Annotated in this window: 21 protein-coding genes and 1 riboswitch; of the genes, 4 read left to right on the forward strand and 17 right to left on the reverse strand. The window is 44.3% G+C overall.

Going from position 1 to position 18,150, the window contains the following annotated elements; translation table 11 throughout:
- Positions 1-10 precede the first annotated feature (10 nt).
- From CEF21_RS13410 to CEF21_RS21300, 3 genes are all read right to left on the reverse strand, one after another.
- A complete protein-coding gene (locus CEF21_RS13410) occupies positions 11-706 on the reverse strand; it encodes an AIM24 family protein (protein WP_123917142.1) in 696 nt (231 codons plus the stop codon).
- Positions 706-1,407 carry a class I SAM-dependent methyltransferase gene (locus CEF21_RS13415; protein ID WP_123917144.1) on the reverse strand — a complete coding sequence of 234 codons (702 nt, stop codon included), beginning with the start codon at positions 1,405-1,407 and terminating at the stop codon, positions 706-708. The genes CEF21_RS13410 and CEF21_RS13415 overlap by 1 nt, the downstream gene beginning before the upstream one ends.
- 83 nt (positions 1,408-1,490) lie before the next feature.
- The gene (locus CEF21_RS21300) at positions 1,491-1,640 is read right to left on the reverse strand and encodes a hypothetical protein (RefSeq protein ID WP_164462188.1); all 150 of its coding nucleotides are present in this window, start codon (positions 1,638-1,640) and stop codon (positions 1,491-1,493) included.
- Between the two features lie 310 nt (positions 1,641-1,950).
- Between CEF21_RS21300 and cspD the strand changes: the two genes are divergently transcribed.
- Complete coding sequence (gene cspD / locus CEF21_RS13420) at positions 1,951-2,151, forward strand: cold-shock protein CspD (RefSeq protein ID WP_119547134.1); 201 nt, start codon at positions 1,951-1,953, stop codon at positions 2,149-2,151.
- A gap of 63 nt (positions 2,152-2,214) precedes the next feature.
- Here cspD and CEF21_RS13425 read toward each other — a convergent pair whose 3' ends face one another.
- On the reverse strand, positions 2,215-2,400 hold the full coding sequence (locus tag CEF21_RS13425) for a hypothetical protein (RefSeq protein WP_123917146.1): 186 nt from the start codon (positions 2,398-2,400) through the stop codon (positions 2,215-2,217).
- A gap of 204 nt (positions 2,401-2,604) precedes the next feature.
- Between CEF21_RS13425 and CEF21_RS13430 the strand changes: the two genes are divergently transcribed.
- Positions 2,605-2,871: a DUF2564 family protein gene (locus CEF21_RS13430; RefSeq protein ID WP_123917148.1), complete on the forward strand. Its 267-nt coding sequence runs from the start codon at positions 2,605-2,607 to the stop codon at positions 2,869-2,871.
- A gap of 98 nt (positions 2,872-2,969) precedes the next feature.
- Here the strand turns inward: CEF21_RS13430 and CEF21_RS13435 are convergent, their stop codons facing one another.
- Together CEF21_RS13435 and CEF21_RS13440 are read right to left on the reverse strand one after the other, a co-directional pair.
- A complete protein-coding gene (locus CEF21_RS13435; RefSeq protein WP_123917150.1) occupies positions 2,970-3,149 on the reverse strand; it encodes a zinc-finger domain-containing protein in 180 nt (59 codons plus the stop codon).
- Between the two features lie 16 nt (positions 3,150-3,165).
- Positions 3,166-3,822, reverse strand: coding sequence for a reverse transcriptase-like protein (locus tag CEF21_RS13440; RefSeq protein WP_123917152.1), 657 nt, complete (start codon positions 3,820-3,822; stop codon positions 3,166-3,168).
- 157 nt (positions 3,823-3,979) lie between these two features.
- Between CEF21_RS13440 and CEF21_RS13445 the strand changes: the two genes are divergently transcribed.
- Positions 3,980-4,369 carry a reverse transcriptase-like protein gene (locus CEF21_RS13445; protein WP_123917154.1) on the forward strand — a complete coding sequence of 130 codons (390 nt, stop codon included), beginning with the start codon at positions 3,980-3,982 and terminating at the stop codon, positions 4,367-4,369.
- Between the two features lie 62 nt (positions 4,370-4,431).
- On the opposite strand, the gene CEF21_RS13450 is transcribed toward CEF21_RS13445, so the two are convergent.
- The 8 genes from CEF21_RS13450 to CEF21_RS13485 all read right to left on the reverse strand — a co-directional run bounded on the left by CEF21_RS13450 (position 4,432) and on the right by CEF21_RS13485 (position 13,216).
- Positions 4,432-4,698 (reverse strand): DUF6123 family protein, encoded by a 267-nt coding sequence (locus CEF21_RS13450; protein WP_123917156.1) that lies wholly within the window; start codon positions 4,696-4,698, stop codon positions 4,432-4,434.
- A gap of 209 nt (positions 4,699-4,907) precedes the next feature.
- A complete protein-coding gene (locus CEF21_RS13455; protein WP_123917158.1) occupies positions 4,908-5,801 on the reverse strand; it encodes a 5'-3' exonuclease in 894 nt (297 codons plus the stop codon).
- A 221-nt stretch (positions 5,802-6,022) separates the two neighbouring features.
- Positions 6,023-6,160 carry a hypothetical protein gene (locus tag CEF21_RS21305; protein WP_164462189.1) on the reverse strand — a complete coding sequence of 46 codons (138 nt, stop codon included), beginning with the start codon at positions 6,158-6,160 and terminating at the stop codon, positions 6,023-6,025.
- A gap of 57 nt (positions 6,161-6,217) precedes the next feature.
- The gene (locus CEF21_RS13460) at positions 6,218-6,484 is read right to left on the reverse strand and encodes a DUF2533 family protein (RefSeq protein WP_123920236.1); all 267 of its coding nucleotides are present in this window, start codon (positions 6,482-6,484) and stop codon (positions 6,218-6,220) included.
- A gap of 182 nt (positions 6,485-6,666) precedes the next feature.
- The gene (locus CEF21_RS13470; protein WP_123917162.1) at positions 6,667-10,245 is read right to left on the reverse strand and encodes a dynamin family protein; all 3,579 of its coding nucleotides are present in this window, start codon (positions 10,243-10,245) and stop codon (positions 6,667-6,669) included.
- A gap of 685 nt (positions 10,246-10,930) precedes the next feature.
- Positions 10,931-11,476, reverse strand: coding sequence for an isoprenylcysteine carboxyl methyltransferase family protein (locus tag CEF21_RS13475; protein WP_123917164.1), 546 nt, complete (start codon positions 11,474-11,476; stop codon positions 10,931-10,933).
- Complete coding sequence (locus tag CEF21_RS13480; RefSeq protein WP_123917166.1) at positions 11,473-12,573, reverse strand: type III polyketide synthase; 1,101 nt, start codon at positions 12,571-12,573, stop codon at positions 11,473-11,475. The genes CEF21_RS13475 and CEF21_RS13480 overlap by 4 nt, the downstream gene beginning before the upstream one ends.
- Before the next feature lie 94 nt (positions 12,574-12,667).
- Complete coding sequence (locus tag CEF21_RS13485) at positions 12,668-13,216, reverse strand: GNAT family N-acetyltransferase (protein WP_123917168.1); 549 nt, start codon at positions 13,214-13,216, stop codon at positions 12,668-12,670.
- Positions 13,217-13,365: 149 nt separating this feature from the next.
- On the opposite strand from CEF21_RS13485, the gene CEF21_RS13490 reads away from it, so the two are divergent.
- The gene (locus tag CEF21_RS13490) at positions 13,366-13,818 is read left to right on the forward strand and encodes a chemotaxis protein CheX (protein WP_123917170.1); all 453 of its coding nucleotides are present in this window, start codon (positions 13,366-13,368) and stop codon (positions 13,816-13,818) included.
- A 295-nt stretch (positions 13,819-14,113) separates the two neighbouring features.
- Here the strand turns inward: CEF21_RS13490 and CEF21_RS13495 are convergent, their stop codons facing one another.
- The 3 genes from CEF21_RS13495 to CEF21_RS13505 form a co-directional block, all read right to left on the reverse strand.
- Complete coding sequence (locus CEF21_RS13495) at positions 14,114-15,433, reverse strand: nucleobase:cation symporter-2 family protein (protein ID WP_123917172.1); 1,320 nt, start codon at positions 15,431-15,433, stop codon at positions 14,114-14,116.
- Complete coding sequence (locus CEF21_RS13500; RefSeq protein ID WP_123917174.1) at positions 15,430-16,017, reverse strand: xanthine phosphoribosyltransferase; 588 nt, start codon at positions 16,015-16,017, stop codon at positions 15,430-15,432. The genes CEF21_RS13495 and CEF21_RS13500 overlap by 4 nt, the downstream gene beginning before the upstream one ends.
- 179 nt (positions 16,018-16,196) lie before the next feature.
- A riboswitch (purine riboswitch) is annotated at positions 16,197-16,298 on the reverse strand.
- 316 nt (positions 16,299-16,614) lie between these two features.
- Complete coding sequence (locus CEF21_RS13505; RefSeq protein WP_123917176.1) at positions 16,615-18,120, reverse strand: carboxypeptidase M32; 1,506 nt, start codon at positions 18,118-18,120, stop codon at positions 16,615-16,617.
- Between the last annotated feature and the right edge of the window lie 30 nt (positions 18,121-18,150).

An 18,150-nucleotide genomic window follows, 5' to 3' on the forward strand; every position in this document is an offset into this window, starting at 1 on the left:
CCTCTTCAGATCAGCTTTGCTGACTTAAGTAAATTTCCTCAAAAGGCTGGACAACGACAAATCCATCTCCATCAAACTTCATTTGAATGGATTCCCCGCTCCCTCTTCCTAAAAATGTTTTCAGTGAAACATCTGTTACAAACTCAGGACTCAGGCTGCCAGACCAGGCGACGGTTGCATTGGGATCCGTATAAACCGGGCGCCCCTTTTCTGCAAAAAGCGTCAATGGCTCATAATGAGAAGTTATGGCAATCAGGCCTTTCCCTGATAAATGAATATTAAACAGGCCCCCTGAAAGCATGCCTGCCACTTTTCGCATTAATTTTATATCCCATTCAATCGTCGGTTCAAACGCCAGTAAATCATTTCCATTCACTGTGATGGATTCATCGTTCAGAGAAAGGATTGTAATCTTTTTGCCTTGGTCCGCCAAATACAATTGCCCGCTGCCGCTCGCCTTCATGAGAGAGGAACCTTCCCCGGTAAAGGCTTTTTTTAAGAATTTCCCGACACCGTGTTCTAAAACCCCTTCCCTTTCAAACTTGATCTGTCCATTGTATGCAACCATGGCGCCTGCTTTGGACCATACGAGCCCATCTAAGTTCACTTCAAGCATTCTCGGAGTTTCCAGCTCAAAAAACCCTTGCTTACGGTCGGATTGCTTGGTTGCCCCCACGAATTCCTGTATTGAATAACGCTCTTCCATTACACCGTCTCCTTTTCGTTTCTGCATAGGAAAAGAGTTAAAAAAGAAAGAGCTTGCTTTAATTCCGCATTTAAATTTGCAGTCATCTCCTGTTTAACCCCCTCCTTATATACGGATAGCTGATCAATCGGTTTCAATTGATTTTCCTCCGCAAGCCTTGCAAACTCCCACGGCATCATCGTATTGCAGATAGCCGGCTCACTTTTCAGACGCGGGTAGCTATTGCTTCTCGGTCCGGCAGTCGGTCCGAGTACCGCAACGCAAGCGGCTCCCCCAGGTTTCAGCACCCGCACCAGCTCACGGATCGCCTGCAGAGGTTCAGCCACCCATTCAAGGCAGTTGATGACAAGGAGTGCGTCCGCCTCATTCTCTCCAGCCGAAAGGTTCATAACATCGTCTTGAAGAAAGTCTAATCCGGAAATTTCAAATTCTTTGTTAGCGGTCGCAATCATTTCAGCAGAGAAATCAATACCGGTTACTTTATGTCCAAGCTGAGCCAGTTTAAAGGAACCGTATCCGTCCCCGCATCCAATATCAAGAACGCGGCATGCTGACGGGACGTGGCGGGAAAAGAAGGGGATAATTTGTTTTCTGCTCCCATTTTCCCACATATCCCTGCTCCTGCTGTGCCAGCTGCTTGAATTTTTATTCCATTGGGTCTCTGCTTCTTTACCCCAGTTAAAAACATTATTTCTTTCCATATGTACACCTCCGCCTCTACCACTTCTCCATTCACACTTCATTTTCCTTTGAATCGTGTCGAAAACACAAAAACAAGCAGCTACTACAGCTGCTTGTTTTCCGGTTCGTCATCAATCAAAATTGGTGCTGATTCGACATTAATTCGCTCAAAATCAGAGACTTTTGAATCATTTTTAAATGCTTCCTCTATTCCTTTGTTCGCTATATAGGATTCATCTTGTTTTCGTTTCATGCGCAATCCGCCTTTCTCTGCTATTGATTCATTCGCAGTATGGATATCATGCCACAAAAAGACCCCTTACTTGCTGATCCGCACATTAAAAATAAGTTTTTTTAAATCGCTTACACGCCTCTCTGTGAACGCAGAAAAAATTCAGAAAGTTTCAACAGAATCTTTTCTTCCCATCTTGACGGCAATGGCTTTTTTTTGTATATTAAAAACATCATTAGGCTAGGTGGTTTCCAATGATGCATTTGGCATAGTGGTGAATACTTTTTATAGCGCTCTCATAGCGCTACAGAAATTAGGAGGATTATGTAATATGCAAAACGGTAAAGTTAAATGGTTCAACAACGAAAAAGGTTTCGGTTTTATTGAAGTGGAAGGCGGAGACGATGTATTCGTACACTTCACTGCCATTCAGGGAGACGGTTTTAAATCTCTGGAAGAAGGCCAGGAAGTATCTTTTGAAATTGTTGAAGGAAATCGCGGACCTCAAGCTGCAAACGTTACAAAACTGTAATCCAATATGAATAGGGAATGACCAATAGATCGGAAGAGACCGGATGGAATATCCGGTCTCTTTTCATTTGCTATTTATCATCAAGTATTCAATGGCCTTTACATTCTGTTTAATTTTTCTCTCTACTCTCGTTATTTCCAGGTGATTAAATACATTGGCATGATTGGCAATGTAAACAAGCTTTTCCAAGTCCTGATAGATCTCAGTGAAGGCCTGTCTGATATGCTCTTCCAGATGTTTATTTTTCATGATCCCCCACAGCTCCCTTCTTCAGCAGGTTTTTGTTTAAAACCTGGATTTACCCTTCTTTTTACAAAAACTAATTCTTATGAACTATTTTTATCCGTTATAACGAATATAACAGGAAATCGTGACATTTGCACTCTTTAACTCACAATTTTTGCATATTTTTTCTGAAGATGCCTTATCCTAATCGTTGGAGGTGCTTTTCATATGAATCAAAACAATCAAGAACAGCCTGTAAATGGATTAAATGATCTCGCTCAGCTCGAACTAGCGGTCGAAGCCTCTCAAAAAATGACGGGTGCAAGCACAATGAGCATGGATCCTGAAGCACTCAGTCAAGCCCAAAAATCAATTGAGGATGCAAAAACCCATCTGGAGCAAGTAAGTCTTACCGGTGTTGACAGGGAATTCCTTGAACATCAAAAAAAGCTTCTGGATCAGTGTCAGCATCAGCTGAATGAAGCGAGAAAGTAACACAGCCTTCAGCTTTAAGAGACAAAAACCCCCGGAATGCAAAACTGCTTTCCGGGGGTTTCGTTTTCATTCATATATAGCAGCTGTACGATTTACGGTCAGGATAGCTTCTCCCCCAATTCTTTCAGCTTCAGTCCGACTGTACATTGACTGATGCAGAAAGAATGGGCATGTGTCTTCCCATATTCTTTGCGAAAATGCTGCTTAAGGAGGCAATCTACACAATACGTGTCCAGCAGCTCCCCTATTTCATCCAGTTTCTGTTTTCGATTATTCATCCTTCGCCCACTCCATTTAATCCAATTTAATCCGGCTTCTTACATTCATGCCCTGAATAGCCTGTTTGGATAGCTGGTCTGCTTCCTTGTTTTCTTTTCTCGGGATTGCCTCATAATTTCCTGAGATCTTGAGCTTCATCAGCCCTTCTTCAATGCGGTTAATCCAGGATTGATGCTGCTCTTCATAACATGGCCATTCACCTGACAGCTGATTGACGGCTACGAGCGAGTCTCCTTTAAACAGCACTTCCTGCCCTGAAACCCCAAGTTCTGCCAGGTAATTCACTGCAAGGAGCAAAGCAGCATATTCAGCCTCATTGTTTGAAGGGAGTTCATCAAGAGTTTGACTGATGCGCACTCTGAAGCGCTCTTTGCCCAGCTTGTAGTAGATCGCAGCTCCTGCGCCGCTTTTTCCTGATTCTTTATCGTAACTGCCGTCAAAGTAAACCATGATTGATGCCGGCTCGTATTCAAGTTCTTCCATTAGTTTAAGCATTTCCTTCTTGCTCCACGTTACTCCGCGTGCATCTGTAAATTCAATGCTTTTTGTCCTGCCGGTCCGCTCCATGTCTTCTGCCATTAACAGCGCAAGCTCTGCTTCAAGCTCATCAGACTGAAAGAAAACCGTTTGTTTTTTAGGGGTTTGGTATGTCCAGTTCATTCTAACCTTCATCCTGCGCCTCCTGCATGCAGCTTTAAAATGGTATGACTTATTTTATATTCTTATGCTACACTATGAAAGTGTTTTGCATGCCGCATTTTTACATTTTACCATGCCTTGCAGAAGAATTGTATGCTTACGCATTCCTTTTACAGAGAGGATGAGGGAAATGATTGAAGTGTATATTGATGGAGCCAGCGCGGGAGATCCCGGTCCTTCAGGCGCTGGAATTATTATTAAGGGAAACGGTAAAACGGAAGCTTTTTCCTATCCGTTAGGAACAATGTCCAATCACGAAGCGGAGTTTCATGCATTGATACTCGCTCTTAAGTTATGCCTTGAAAGAAAGCATCCGATTGTTTCATTCAGGACGGATTCGCAGATCGTCGAGAAAGCGGCAGAGAACCGGTATGCAAAAAACAAACTTTTTGCTCCGCTATTAGAGGAAGCTGTCCAGCTGATGGATCAATTCGACTTATTTTTCATAAAGTGGATTCCTTCAAAACTGAATCCTGCAGACCGGGCTGCAAAAGAAGGAATCCGCCAGAATAAAAAATAGCCAGCCGCAAGCTGACCAAAATGGATGTCCGCTGAAGCCCAGCCCTTCTCCGGACCGTTTTGCTACAGCAGCTGAAGCGAGCGCACCTTTTCCAGAGCGAGCGCTTTCGTATGTACATTCTCTTCTACAAAGGTTTCGAGAAGAGAGATAAAAAACGATCCCTCAAAAGATTTCTGGATTTTCAGCGTCAATTCTATGGCTGATATTACCTGTCCGTCTGCTGCACCGGTATAACTTTTGCCAAAGTAAATAAACCGGATGGTTTCATCTCCGAATTTGAATCCCTTCCCATATAAATCATCGAGATACTCTGCTAGATCGCAAGCCATACTTTGACATCCCGCCCTTACAAAGCAAATAGTCACCAGTAAATTTTACGCCAATATCCCCCAAAATTCCAGTAAATTTTTGTGAACATTTGTTTGGGTCCACCAGGGATCTCTGCACAGCTGCCCATCCTTCAGAATTGGCTGGTGTCCGTTTTCCAGCATCATTCCGTTTCATGAAAAAAATCTGCCGGACCATCCCGGCAGATTTTTTAACCAGCTCTATACTCAGCCGCCCTTTTTATCAAGCTGTCTACACCCCTGATTTCTGCGTTTAACAGCCATTGTTCCGCTATAGCCAGATCAATGTTTAATACCGCCTCTTCAATGATTAACTCAAGCGGTACTTCACAGTGGATTTCGGCGAGACTTCTGGATAAGTGGAGCATCTCCAAGTCTTCTTCAATTTTCTTCCGCTGGGAAGGAGTCAGCAAATGGATTCTCTCAAGGATTCCTTCAATTGAAGCATGCTCTTGTATAAGTTTATAAGCTGTTTTTTCACCAATCCCCCGAACACCCGGATAGTTGTCGCTGGAATCGCCCATAAGCCCTTTTACATCAATTAATTTAGAAGGATGAATGCCTTTTTCCTCTTGGAAAAGTTCCGCGCTGTAAATGAGATATTGACCCATCCCTTTTTGAAGCAGCACGACTTCCACATGGTCATCCAGCAGCTGAAGCAAATCCCGGTCACCTGTAAGAATGGTAATGTTCATAGACGATTTAAACTGGGCAGCAATCGTACCGATACAGTCATCTGCTTCATATCCCGGGACTCCTATGTTCGGAATTCCAAGGGAAGCTGCCGCTTCTTTCGCCATATCAAATTGAGGAAGCAGCTCAATTGGCGGTTCACTGCGGTTCGCCTTATAATTTTTAAACGTTTCTGTTCTGAAGGTTTTGCTTCCCATATCCCAGCAGCAAATCACCTGTTCAGGTTTAAAGGCATCGATACTCATAAGCAGGTGTTTCATAAAGCCGCTGACTCCGTTTGTCGGGGTCCCTTTGCTGTTGATCATAAAATTGCCATGAACGGAGGTGGCAAAAAATGCGCGGAATAATAGCGCCATTCCATCTACAAGCAATAAATCTGTTTTTCGCTGCATCGTATTCTCTCCTTTATTTCCATACTCCTATCGTACCATAAGCTGTTTATGGTGCCTAACGGAAAGTGAAGGAAACAGAAAGGCCTGCAATTTGCCGGCCTGATTTGAGGATGAGTCACTGAATGAAGATGTCCGCACAATCAGATTTAGGGATATCAGAAGCTGGTCTCACGTTTTCACCTATTTTCCCGGGTTCAAAAAAAGACTGAACCCGAAGAGGGTCAGTCTGCTTTTTTGGAGCTGTCCAGTTTTGCCGCTTCCGCTTCCGCGTATGAAGCAAATTCGTGTTCAAAACCATTCTTTTTTTTCGCGTTATTATTGGCCATTGCATTAGCATTTGCAGGTTTCGTTTTGCCCATAGCTATTCCCCCTTTCCTAAGGGATCGGCTTTAGCATGTGCAAAATCCAAACGAAACTTACCCCCTGCTCTTCTTTTCCACGAACTCCCTGACCATTTCTTCTGTTACGGTTTTCCGCATGGGAAGATTGACTTTCCCTGCCAATGAATTCATTTTGCCTGTTATCTCATTGATCTCCGCTACTGAAAAAGGTTCTCTTTCCCTGCATTTTAAGATAGCCTCTTCAATTTTTTGTTCTCTTTCCCCGTCAAGCCGGATAAATGCCTGCACCTCATCATGCTGGCCTTGAGAATGCCTGCTTATTGCTTTATGAACTTCTTCCATCATTTAACTCTCCTCTTTTTTCCATTAATTTTATGACTTCCTTTTTTGGCGTCCAGCAGCTGAAGGAATATTCGGGTCTCGTTTCAAAACCGAGCCGGGAGCAGAAATATGTCATCCCGCTGCCGGTTTTTTCAGCTCTAAAATGAATACAGGCAGCGCAGCACTGGTAGCCGGGCTTCGCTTTATTCATAGGACAAAGCTCCGTAAATTTTCACAGACTGCTCATATGTGTGTTTCAGCTGCTCTGCCGATTCCGTGTCCTGATAAAGCTGCTTCAAGCCTTCAACATAAGCATCAGCATCCCCGCGGAATTTTTCTGCCAGCCTGGCTGCCCGTTCATTCAGCTCTTCCCTGTAAAATTTGGAAAAATCTGCTTCGCACTCTGACAATCGCATCTCAAGCTCTTTGTGGAGCTTTTTCCAGACGGCCTCACTCATTTTCACACGACCGTCCTTCTCAAAATACACTTTCGTATTCGTAAAAAGGCTTAGTTCCTGCTGATAATCTGCTGCCTTTTTGCGCAGAACTCCGGAAAAAGACGGGGTGTCAATTCCTGCTGGTTCAGGAACAGTCAATCCCTCGAGATTCATGATGGTATTCAGATTTGCGGAAAGCTTTTCACCAAATTGAACCATTTGCTCCATCACCTTTTTTTCGCATCTCAGCGTAATAGCCTGCAGTTCCTGGGAAAGTCTGCGGTCCGCGAATTGAATGAGTTCATCCATCTGATGGTTCAAAATGGATTTTATGCTTCCTTCCTGATTAAAAATCCCCGGATGAAAATGCTCCTTGAACATTTCAGAAAACTGCAGCCCTATCCGCTGAATTAAATAATAAAATTGTTCGGTGATCTCCTGATTGACGTTTTTGATAAAAGGTTCCGTGCTCTCTCTCCCCAAGTACTCTGAAGCGTCTGACAGCTCCTTTTCCTTTTGCATCAGCACCATTTTTTTCTCGTCTTCGCTTTTGTTCATCTCTTCCATATAGGAAGAAAGCTGGCCAATCAGCCCGCTCATTTCGTCTTTTAGCGAGGAAACAGCCGTTTGAATAAGGTCTGCTTCAATAAACCTGCCCAGGTCTGCTTTAAAAAGGGCAAAATCTGACTGGACCTCCATTTGTTTTCCTGTCAGTTCATGCAAACTTGAAATGCCGTACATTCTTGGCTGGCGAATCCCTTCCTGTAAAAACTGAGACTGAATATAATCTTTCACAAGCGTAACTTCCCGGCTGTCCTTAGCCAAATCGATGGCGTTGATTAAAAAGAACATTTTATCAAGAGAGAAAGAGTCCTTCACTCGGCCAAGCTGACGGATGAATTCCCGGTCTCCCTTAGAAAATGGATGGTTGTAATAAGTCACATATAAAAGAGCATCCGACTGTTTGATAAACTGGAAAGCGACATCGGTATGCCGTTTATTGAGCGAGTCCGCTCCGGGAGTATCGACGAGAGATATCCCTCTTCTAGTGAGTGCGCAATCATAATAAATAACAGCCTCTTCCGTTAAAACCGCAAGTTTTTCTTCTGAAACAAACGGCGCAAAAGAATTCAAGTCCGTCCAATAGACAGATTCCCCGCCCCAATCATGCGCTCTCAAACCATCTGCGTATACAGATAAAGCATCCTTCTGCCGCTGATCCGGCTGATCGCCGGAAAGAAGCGTCTCTGTTATATGCAGCAATTCAGAGTAGGTCTCTGCCTGAAAAATGACTTCCGGAAGGATCTCCATCATCTCCGCACAAAGCTTTGAAACGGATTTTCTTTTCACTGCAACGGTTCCGTGACCGTGATTCGGTGAAACTGGGACAATTCGGTTAATAGCAGCCGTTGTCGGGTTAGGTGAAGAAGGCAGAACTTTTCCGCCAAGAAGGGCATTGGCAGCGGATGATTTCCCCGCACTGAAAGCTCCGAATAGAGCAATGGTGAAAGTGCGGTCTTTCAAGCGGTTTGACTTTTCGTTTATAAGAAGCCTTCTGCCTTCAAGTCCTTTAACATTTTGGGCCAGCCGCGCCATTTCCATCGCCGTTTCAACCACCCGTTCTGTATCCAGTGACCCCGCCTCATAAACAGAATGTTCCGCTAGTGATGCAGCCTTTTCTGTACTATGTTCCTTCTTCTTCATTATAGAAGGGATGGCTGTCCGGATTTTTTTTGTATGCAGCCACGCTTTTTCGTCTGCTTCAGCAGGCCAGTCTCCGCTGAGGATTTTTAAGAGATGCTCTTTTTTCTCCATCAGCTCGGTTATTTTTGCAAGCTTTTCTTCCGCTTCTTCCAACTCGATCCTCAGCTGTTTGCTTGAATCGATTGAGTGCTGGTCCGATAACCGCTGCATCGCACACTGCTCTAAGTTATCGAGAATCATTTGAGCCTGCTTTTTCGCATCAGCCTTCACATGTTCAGCTGTTGATTTCGTATAATTCATTACATATTCCGGAGTCGCATCTGCGTTTTCATGAAGCGATTTGAGGATGATCTCCTCAAGTCCGCCAGTCGCAAACGAGGAAATATCAGCCTCTATCTTGGAATCGCTTAAATTCAGGGCTCTGTGCGTCTTAGAAAGCAGATCTTTTATATGCCAGTCTATTTGAGAAGAAACAAGATCTTTCAATGCCGCGGTATATGTAGAGCTTCTCCTCGCCATTTCTTCCTCTGTCTTTTTCTTAGCAAAAATCAGCCCGGCTTTAAACCCTGGTTTTCTCGATTCAACAAACCGTTTTGCATGCTCCCTCATTTCAAAAGGCGTGATATTGGCATTGGCAAGGATGTTCCCCATGTCCGCCCTTGCTCTTTTGACCGCGGTGGAAATGGCTTTTTTCCCCTCATCGGCCTGGTCTTGGATGCGATTAAGCTCAGTTGAAAGCCGACTGATTTTCTGTTCGGCAGCCGGCTTCTCCTCCGCCTTGACCCCCGCCTGATTTTCAAGAAAACGGACATGTTCATGAATAACGAGCTCAGCCTGAAGTGATTCACTGCGTTTCTGCTCGCTGCTCAACTCGTTTTCGATTATTTTTTTTACTTTTTTGAGTTCATTGAAGGGATTGTTTGCATCTTTCATCGTTGTATAAAATATCCGGTCTTCCTTTAGACCAATCTCTTTAAAGCTTTCTTCAATCCGAAGCTGAAATTGGTAAAAAGGAAGCTCTTCTTCCCGATGCTTATCAATCTGATTGACAATTAAAGCAGCTTCCTGCCCGTCTTCAATCAGCTTTTTTATAAATTCGAAGGTTCCTTCTGACTGAACATGGTTATAATCTGTCACATAAAAAATAAAGTCTGCAGCATGCAGAGCGGAAAGTGTGGATTCCATATGGGCTGCATCATTCGAATCAACACCGGGTGTATCAAGAAGCGCCACCGCTTCAGGCAGAAGGTGAGAAGGCTTCCAAATATGAATTTTGGCAATTTCATCCCCTTCCCTGGCATACTGCTGCAGTTCGTCAAGATTCATATCCGGATTCGCTTCAGCCTGCTCTCCTCCATGTGTCTCAAGGAGGATTCTTTTTTCCCCCCGTCTGACATAAACAAGATTCGCGCTTGTCGGAATCGGACTGGCGGGTAAAATTTCCTCTTCGAGCAGCGTGTTCAATAAAGTAGATTTGCCTGCAGAGAAATGCCCGGTAAATGCAATTTGCTTTTCTCTGCTTATCGATTTATAAATAAGATCATCAAGTTTTGATGCTGAAGTAAAATCAGATGAGCGGCTCATTTCCGATTGGATGGCAATGAGCGGCTTAACTGCAGAGTCCTGCTGTAAGACTGCCATGAAACATACCCCTTTGAACGTCTTTTCCTTCTATTTTACTGAAAAGTTTGGAGATCGGCATCTATTTTCTTTAAAAGCCCGGAAATAGAAGCTGCAGGCTGGCATGTAGTGCTTTGTGAAATGAAGAAAATGAGGAGCGTTCTATGTGAGACTTCACACCCTTTTTGCAGTTGATTTGTGAAGGCTGACTTCCACTCCTGTTTGAATTCCGGTAGATCCTCAATAGTGCTGGGCGCCTCTCAACGTTCGCGCTTCTCTTCCGGCACAAACAGGTTAGCTCTGTTAAACTTGGCTGTTGATTGCAGCTAGCAGGCGCTCGCCTTCCACTCCAATCAACAGGTGTTAAAAATCAACATCAGGATTCAACTTAAAAACCCCCTGAATGCTCATATAAGAGCTCCCAGAGGGTTTTGGTTTCATCTTTTTCTCTCTTCAGGATTGAAGTATGCCATAGAGAAGCGGCAAGGTAAAACCCTGAATGAAGAGACTCCTATCAGCCAAAAAGCGCCGTTAGCGGGGCCGATCAACTGGCATCTATTTTTTTCAAAACAGTTTTTGCCAATCCGATATAAAGAAGGATGGTTGCAAGGATCGCCGTGAACACCATGTGGATTCCTCCCATTTCAGTGAGAAGTATTGTCATTTGGATACAACAATACCATGACTGGCAGCGGCTTTCAATCATTTATTCAGGCTCATGCCGGTCCAAAAGAAAAGCTCTTTGATAATCTGTGTGCTCTTTTAGCGCCTTCTCCTCAGCCGGTATCCGCACCGCAAGCATGAGTGCATTCAAAACAGTGAAAAGAACGGCCGTTCCATAGGCTTGGAAAAGAAGCGGAAACAAAATAATTTCTGCCGTAACCGCAGCATAGTTCGGATGCCTGAAATATTGATAAGGTCCCGAAACGACGACCTGCTCTTCAGGCATTAAAATAATCTTCGTATTCCACCTTGTGCCAAGTGAGGCAATCGCCCAATAGCGAACAGCCTGAGCAAAAAAGATGACGGGGATCAAAAACATCCAGATTGGCGAAATGCTTCTGTGGAGCAGCACAATCTCCCCGATTAATGAGAGCAAAAATGCGGCATGCATACACACCATATACGGGTAATGCCCGCTGCCGTATTCCCGGCCTCCCCGGGCTTTAAGCTTCTTCTCGTTTGCTTTTGCAATAAAAAGCTCTGAGACACGCTGAAGCACAATGATGAGAAATAGAATCAGGACCGTCATGACGTTTCCTCCCAGCTGATCAGCAATAGCTCTGCACAGAAACCAGGCCCAAGTGCTCCTGATAAAGACAGGGCAGGCCTCGATGCATAGCGTTCTTTCATGGCCCTTTCCAGCACATAAAAAATGGTGGCGGAAGACATGTTCCCATGCTTTTTTAGGATCTCCTTGCTATGCCTGATTGCCGACTCTTCCAAATCCAATGTTTTTAAATAAGCATCGAGCACTTTTTTCCCCCCGGGGTGGGCGAGAAACATCCCAATCTGATTTGATTCGACCTCTTGTTCATGCAAAAACGTTTTAACGTTGGGTCCAAGCCAGTTCTGTATAATCGCGGGAATATCCCGTGAAAAGATCACATGGAGCCCGTCGTTTTGGATATCCCAGCCCATCACTTCTTCTGAATTTTTCATAAAGACCGACCGGGAAGCGTTAAGTCTTGGTATGTACCGGAGTTTCGAATGATTAACAGCATGAGAATCGCGGCCTGCTATAAGCATGCAGGCAATTCCGTCAGCAAAAAGCGACGTACCAATCAAATTGCTCTTCGTCAGATCACCCTTTTGAAAGGTCAGGCTGCACAGCTCCACTGACAGGACAAGGACAGAGGATTCAGGATAAGCTGTGCAATAATCCATCGCCCTAGTCAGTCCCGAAGCACCTCCTGCACAGCCAAGCCCCCAAATCGGAATTCTCTTAATATCTTCTCTGAATGGCAGTCTATTGATGATCCTTGCATCAATACTTGGCGTGGAAAGACCTGTTGAAGAAATGAAAAAAATCGCATCAATGTCTGAATAATCCAGTGGCTTATTCAGAAAATCCCTGCTATTTAAGGTCTGCTCAATCGCTTTTACTCCATGGTTTACCGAATGGGCAACATAACGGCTGTTTTTCTCTTCAAAAGTGTGGTTTTGTGAATACCAGTCTAACGGTTCAACGAATTGCCTGGATTCAATTTCTCCATTTTGAAATGCTTTTAAAAGCCTCGGCAAATCCTTAAATGACCCTTCAAACATTTGTTCCGCAAATGCAGTGCCTGCTTCCTGCTCTACATGATAAGGCGGAATGGATGTACCGCAGGATAGAATATACCCCATATTTTCCCACACCCTTTTGTATAATTAAGGATACTATTTCCAACAGCAGCCTCTCTCATACAAACGAAACGTCCTGCCTCACAGTTAAATACCATTATTCGGCTTTGTTAAAAAAATAGGCCATATGAATTTCATCATCATAAACGCCGTTTAAATACGCCTGCTCTTTCTGAATGCCTTCCACTGCAAATCCCGCTTTTTCATAAAGTTTAACCGCTACTTCATTACTCTTGAATACAGTAAGGCAAAGCTTATGAAGACGATGGCCCCTGCACCAGTCGAGTGTATAGGCCATCACTTCTTTTCCAATCCCAAGCCCTTGTCCAGAGCTTGTAATCCACGTTCTGAAAAGTCCGGTATGTCTTTTCATTTGCAGCTCCCCTCTCAGAACCCTGGCAATGCCCGCAACCTTGCCATCAATCTCGATAGCTGTGTACATATTATTTTTTTCTTTCATCTCAAGAATAAAGGATTGTTCTTCATCAAGCGTTCTTACTCGTTCTTTTTGTATGTAAATCCCTGTCTGAACGACACTTTCAGCAGCCGTAATGATGTCATGTGCATCCTCCATGGCAACCGGACGCAAAGTTACAATCCGGCCGTCTTTCGCTGTAAATTTCCTGGTATCGTCTTGATTATGCATGTGTTTTCAGCTCCTTGCCCATTAGTATGCTTACCGTTAAGCAAAGAATTCATTATACATCGTTCGACAAATTCTTTCAAAATGATATTCTTTTATCTGGAATCTGTGGTATGATGAAACCGAAAATATAAGTCGGAGGAACTATTTTTATGTCAGATTTTACTTATGAATTGATAATATCCGGTACGTTTGATTCAATAAAAAATATGATCCCCGGCCATTTTCAATTTGAGGGTGAAAAAAATCAATCGTTTACGACCGCTGTTCAAATCGGTGTTGTCGGAGAAGTGAATGGCCGATTGATGATTGAAGGGAATGAACTTCTATTTCAGGATTTCGGTCTTAAACTTTACGGAATGGCCCTTGAAGGTGAAATGCTCTCATCCTTTATTGGAGAATTCGCCAATATGGTTGCCGGTCAAATGGCGACAAACCTGTCATCAAGAGGAATGAACCTGGACATTACACCTCCCATCCTTTTAGAAGAACCAGTATGGAAGGATTCCCTCATCCAGAAGCAAGAAGGCCCTTTAAAAGTTTCTTTTTACGGGGAAGCAGCTGAAGAAAGCCTAAAAAAAGGGACTGTCCAGAAAGTATTCTAAGATGTCCCACTTGCTATTTAACTTAGATTTGTTGGGGCAGATTTCCGCTTCAGGACTCCCTCATCCAGGGGCGTGCGGTGAGCCTCCGCGGCGCAAGCGCCTTTGGGGTCTCACCTGTCCCGCTGCTCCCGCAGGAGTGTCGCCCTTCCGCTTCAATCAGCCTGACTCAAATTTTAAACGAAAACAGGGAAACGCTTAGAATGCGTCTCCCTGTTTTAAATGAATGAGACTTTTCAGGCAGCCCCTTTTTGATGGAGCTCTTGTTTTCTCAGTAAAGAGCAGAAGCACGCTTTAATCATGAAGCTTTTGAATCGTTCACCATTCCGGCATCTAAAGGTTCCTTCCTGATTATCCCCTGCCGCACATTTAAGAGGAGATTCAGCAGGATGGCAGCCAAGCTTCCGGCCACAATGCCATTCCCTGTAAGAATTTTAAACATTTCGGGAAGCTTGTTAAACATATCCGGTACAGCCGTTACCCCCATCCCGATCCCAACGGAACACGCAATGATCAAAAGGTTTTCCTGGGAGGAAAAATCCACTCGGGACAGCATTTTGATTCCATAAGCAATGACCATACCAAACATGGCGACCATCGCACCGCCCAGAACAGGGGCTGGAATGATCGTCGTGAACGCAGCGATTTTAGGAACAAGTCCGAGGACGGCAAGCATGACTCCGGATGCCGCAATGATTCTTCTTTTTTTCACTCCGGAAAGCTGAATCAGCCCCACATTTTGAGAATAGGCTGTGTATGGGAACGCGTTGAAAATCCCTCCCAGTAAATACGCCAGGCCTTCAGCACGGTATCCTTTTGCCAGTTCCTTTTCCCCAATCTTTTTTCCGCTTATATCTCCTACTGCTGCGTAAACACCGGTAGATTCGATCATGCTGACAATAGCGACCAGTATCATCGTCAATATAGGGGCCCATTCAAAGGAAGGCGTTCCAAAATAAAATGGCTTTAGCCCTGATACCCATGATGCTTCCTGAACGGCTTGAAAATCTACCTTACCCATGAACACACTGGCCACTGTTCCGGCAGCAAGGCCGATCAGGATCGAAATGGAACGGATGAATCCTTTTGTAAACCGGAATAAGATAATAATCATGAGCAGCACGCCGAAGGCCAATCCCAGATTTTCAGCAGAGCCGAAATCCTTGCTTCCTTCTCCGCCCGCCATATTTCCCATTGCTACCGGGATAAGAGTGATTCCAATAATGGTAACAACAGACCCTGTCACTACAGGAGGAAAAAACTTGGCGATTTTACTGAACACACCTGCAAAAAGCAGCACAAACAGCCCTGACGCCAGTATCGCGCCGTATACAGCCGATATGGAATAATCATTGCCGATGGCAATCATTGGCCCGACGGCCGTAAAAGTACAGCCGAGGACAATCGGAAGGCCAATCCCAAAAAAACGGTTCGTCATGATCTGCAGGAGCGTTGCAATTCCGCACATAAAGATATCAATGGAAACGAGATAGGTCAGCTGCTGTGAGCTGAGCCCAAGTGAGCTGCCAACAATTAAGGGAACAATCATCGCTCCCGCGTACATCGCCAGTACATGCTGAATAGCTAAGGATGCCGTTTTGCCTGCCGTCAGCTTCATCGTCTCACTTCCTCTTCAAGAAAAGTGACTTCCTGATTTTTCAGGGACGAGACCCGGGCGAGCGACTCCACTTTCACGCCCGTTTTCCTAAGCTCAGCCCCTCCGTCCTGAAATGCTTTTTCAATCACAATTCCAATACCCGCGAGCATCGCCCCGGATTTCTTCGTGATTTCCATCAGCCCTTTTGCCGCCTGCCCATTGGCCAAAAAATCATCGATAATCAGAACACGATCTTTTTCATTCAGGAAATGGCCAGAAACAGCAATCTGATTTTTTTCTTGCTTTGTGAATGAATAAACGTCCGCTGTCAAAAGATGATCAATCAGCGTCAGCGATTTTCTTTTCCTTGCAAACACAACAGGGACGCCCAAATATAAGCCTGCCATGACAGATGGAGCAATGCCCGAGGATTCAAGAGTGAGGATTTTTGTAATCCCGTCCTCCTTAAACCGTTCAGCAAACTCTTTTCCAACTTCCTGCATAAAGACAGGATCAATCTGGTGATTCAAGAAAGAATCAACTTTTAGTACGTGTTCATTCAGGACTGTGCCCTCATTTTTTATTTTTTGTTTTAACAGCTGCATGTATATGCTCCTCTCTTTTCAATTAAGCTATGTTAAACCTGGCTTGCGCTCGCTTTCCGCACCTTAAAACCACCAATACTTTTTAACATAGCCTTCAATGAAGGCGGTAAATAAAAAAAGGCACCGCCTACTATGAAGTAAGCAATGCCTAATATAAACCTGAAGTAACTTCAGATTTGTCCGCACGTACGCTTACTCATAGTCGGATTGTTAACGGCAATCCGGTAGAAACTTGCAGGCCATATCCCTGCGATTATATGAGTACAATTGAGTTAACTAGGATTATAGCATGTATGACTGCTTTTGAAAAGATTTACGAACAAAAAAAACTTCAAGATTAAAAAACGTTCGCCTTTAGAGAAAATGAGGTTTTTACAAACGATCCATTCACCCTAAAAAAACCGGGATGGCTTATGCAGCAGCGCTCCCGGTTTTTTTATCTTTTGGCTCTTTTAAACCTGGCTGCTGATTGCACCTGGCAGTCGTTCGCTTATTCTTGGGCGGGCGATGAGCTTTGAGTCTTAAGTCTTCCGCTCCAGTCAGCAAATGTTAAAATCAACAACGTGTTTTAACATAGCCTATCTTTTAAGTTACCAATCATGATAATGAATAAAGCTTCGTATATTTTTCCGTAACATAATCAACCAGATGGCCCGGATTCAATTCCTCACCCGTTACCTCCATTAGCAGCTCCAGCGGTTTTTTGGTTTTGCCGTACTGATGGATTTTCTCTGAAAGCCATGCGAGGATGTCCTCCAGCTCACCTCTTTCAATCCGGTCCTCCAAATCAGGGATATCCTTCAGCATGGCCTGGCGGATTTGGGCTGCATACAGCAGGCCAAGCGCATAGGAAGGGAAATAGCCGAAGCTGCCCCCTGCCCAATGGACATCCTGCAGAACGCCTTCCGCATCATTTGGAGGTGTTACACCTAAATACTCTTCATACTTTTTATTCCACACTTCCGGCAGCTCAGACACGTTCATATTCCCGTTGAACAGCTCTTTTTCAATCTCATAGCGAATCATGATATGAAGCGGATATGTCAGTTCATCCGCTTCAATCCTGATTAAAGAAGGTTTTGCCTCATTAATGGCAAAATAGAAATCTTCGAGGGAAACAGAGTCAAGCTGATCCGGTGAAAAGCTCCGGAACGTATCATAATATCGTTTCCAGAATCCAAAGCTTCTGCCCACAAAATTCTCATAGAACAAAGACTGGGATTCATGGATTCCGTAAGAAGTTCCGCTGCAAAGCAGAGTTCCTTCCAATTCAGCTGATATATTCTGCTCATATAGGGCATGACCGCACTCATGAATGGTACCGAATACGGCAGTCCGGAAATCACGCTCATCATATTTCGTTGTAACCCTGACATCATTGCGGTTTAAGGAAATCTGGAAAGGATGAACGGTTTCATCCAGGCGTCCTGCAGAAAAATCATAGCCCAGTTCTTTCAGGAAGAACGCACTGGCTTTTTTCTGTCCCTCTACCGGGAAAGACTCAGTAATAAAGCCGGTATCCGGCTGTTTCTCAGCTGCCGCGATTTGTTTGACAAGCGGAACGATCCGCTCTCTCAAACTATTGAATACCCGGTCCAGAACCTCTGTCGTCATGCCCGGCTCATAGAAGTCAAGCAGGGTATTGTACGGCGTGCCTTCATAGCCCCAATAGGCCAGAAACCTTTTATTCGTTTCAATCAATTTTTCCAAATATGGAGCAAACAGATGAAAATCATTCGTTTCTTTCGCTGTTTCCCAAACTGATTCCGCTTTGGTTTGAAGCATTACATACTCTGCATATTCTTTTTCAGGAATGATTTTATACTTCTTGTATTCTTTTAACGACTCTTCAACAGCAGCTGAAGTTTTCGCTGACAGACCGTCCTGTGCTGCCAGCTGATCCAGCAGCTCTTTCATTTCATCCGACGTTTTTAATCTAAATGCTTCGGAAGACAAAACACCGATTGTTTTGGAGCGCTGGTCCACCCCTTTTTTCGGGGCCCCTGTCCGCAAATCCCAAAACATGACATTTAACGCTTCATTATAGCTCTCAATTTTTTGAAGCAGTTCATAAAAACGCACTTCCAGCTGTTCTTTATTCATATATGTATCCCCCTCTGATCATTGGGAAAA

It is taken from the genome of Bacillus sp. FJAT-42376 (assembly GCF_003816055.1).
Lineage (GTDB): Bacteria > Bacillota > Bacilli > Bacillales > Bacillaceae > Metabacillus_B.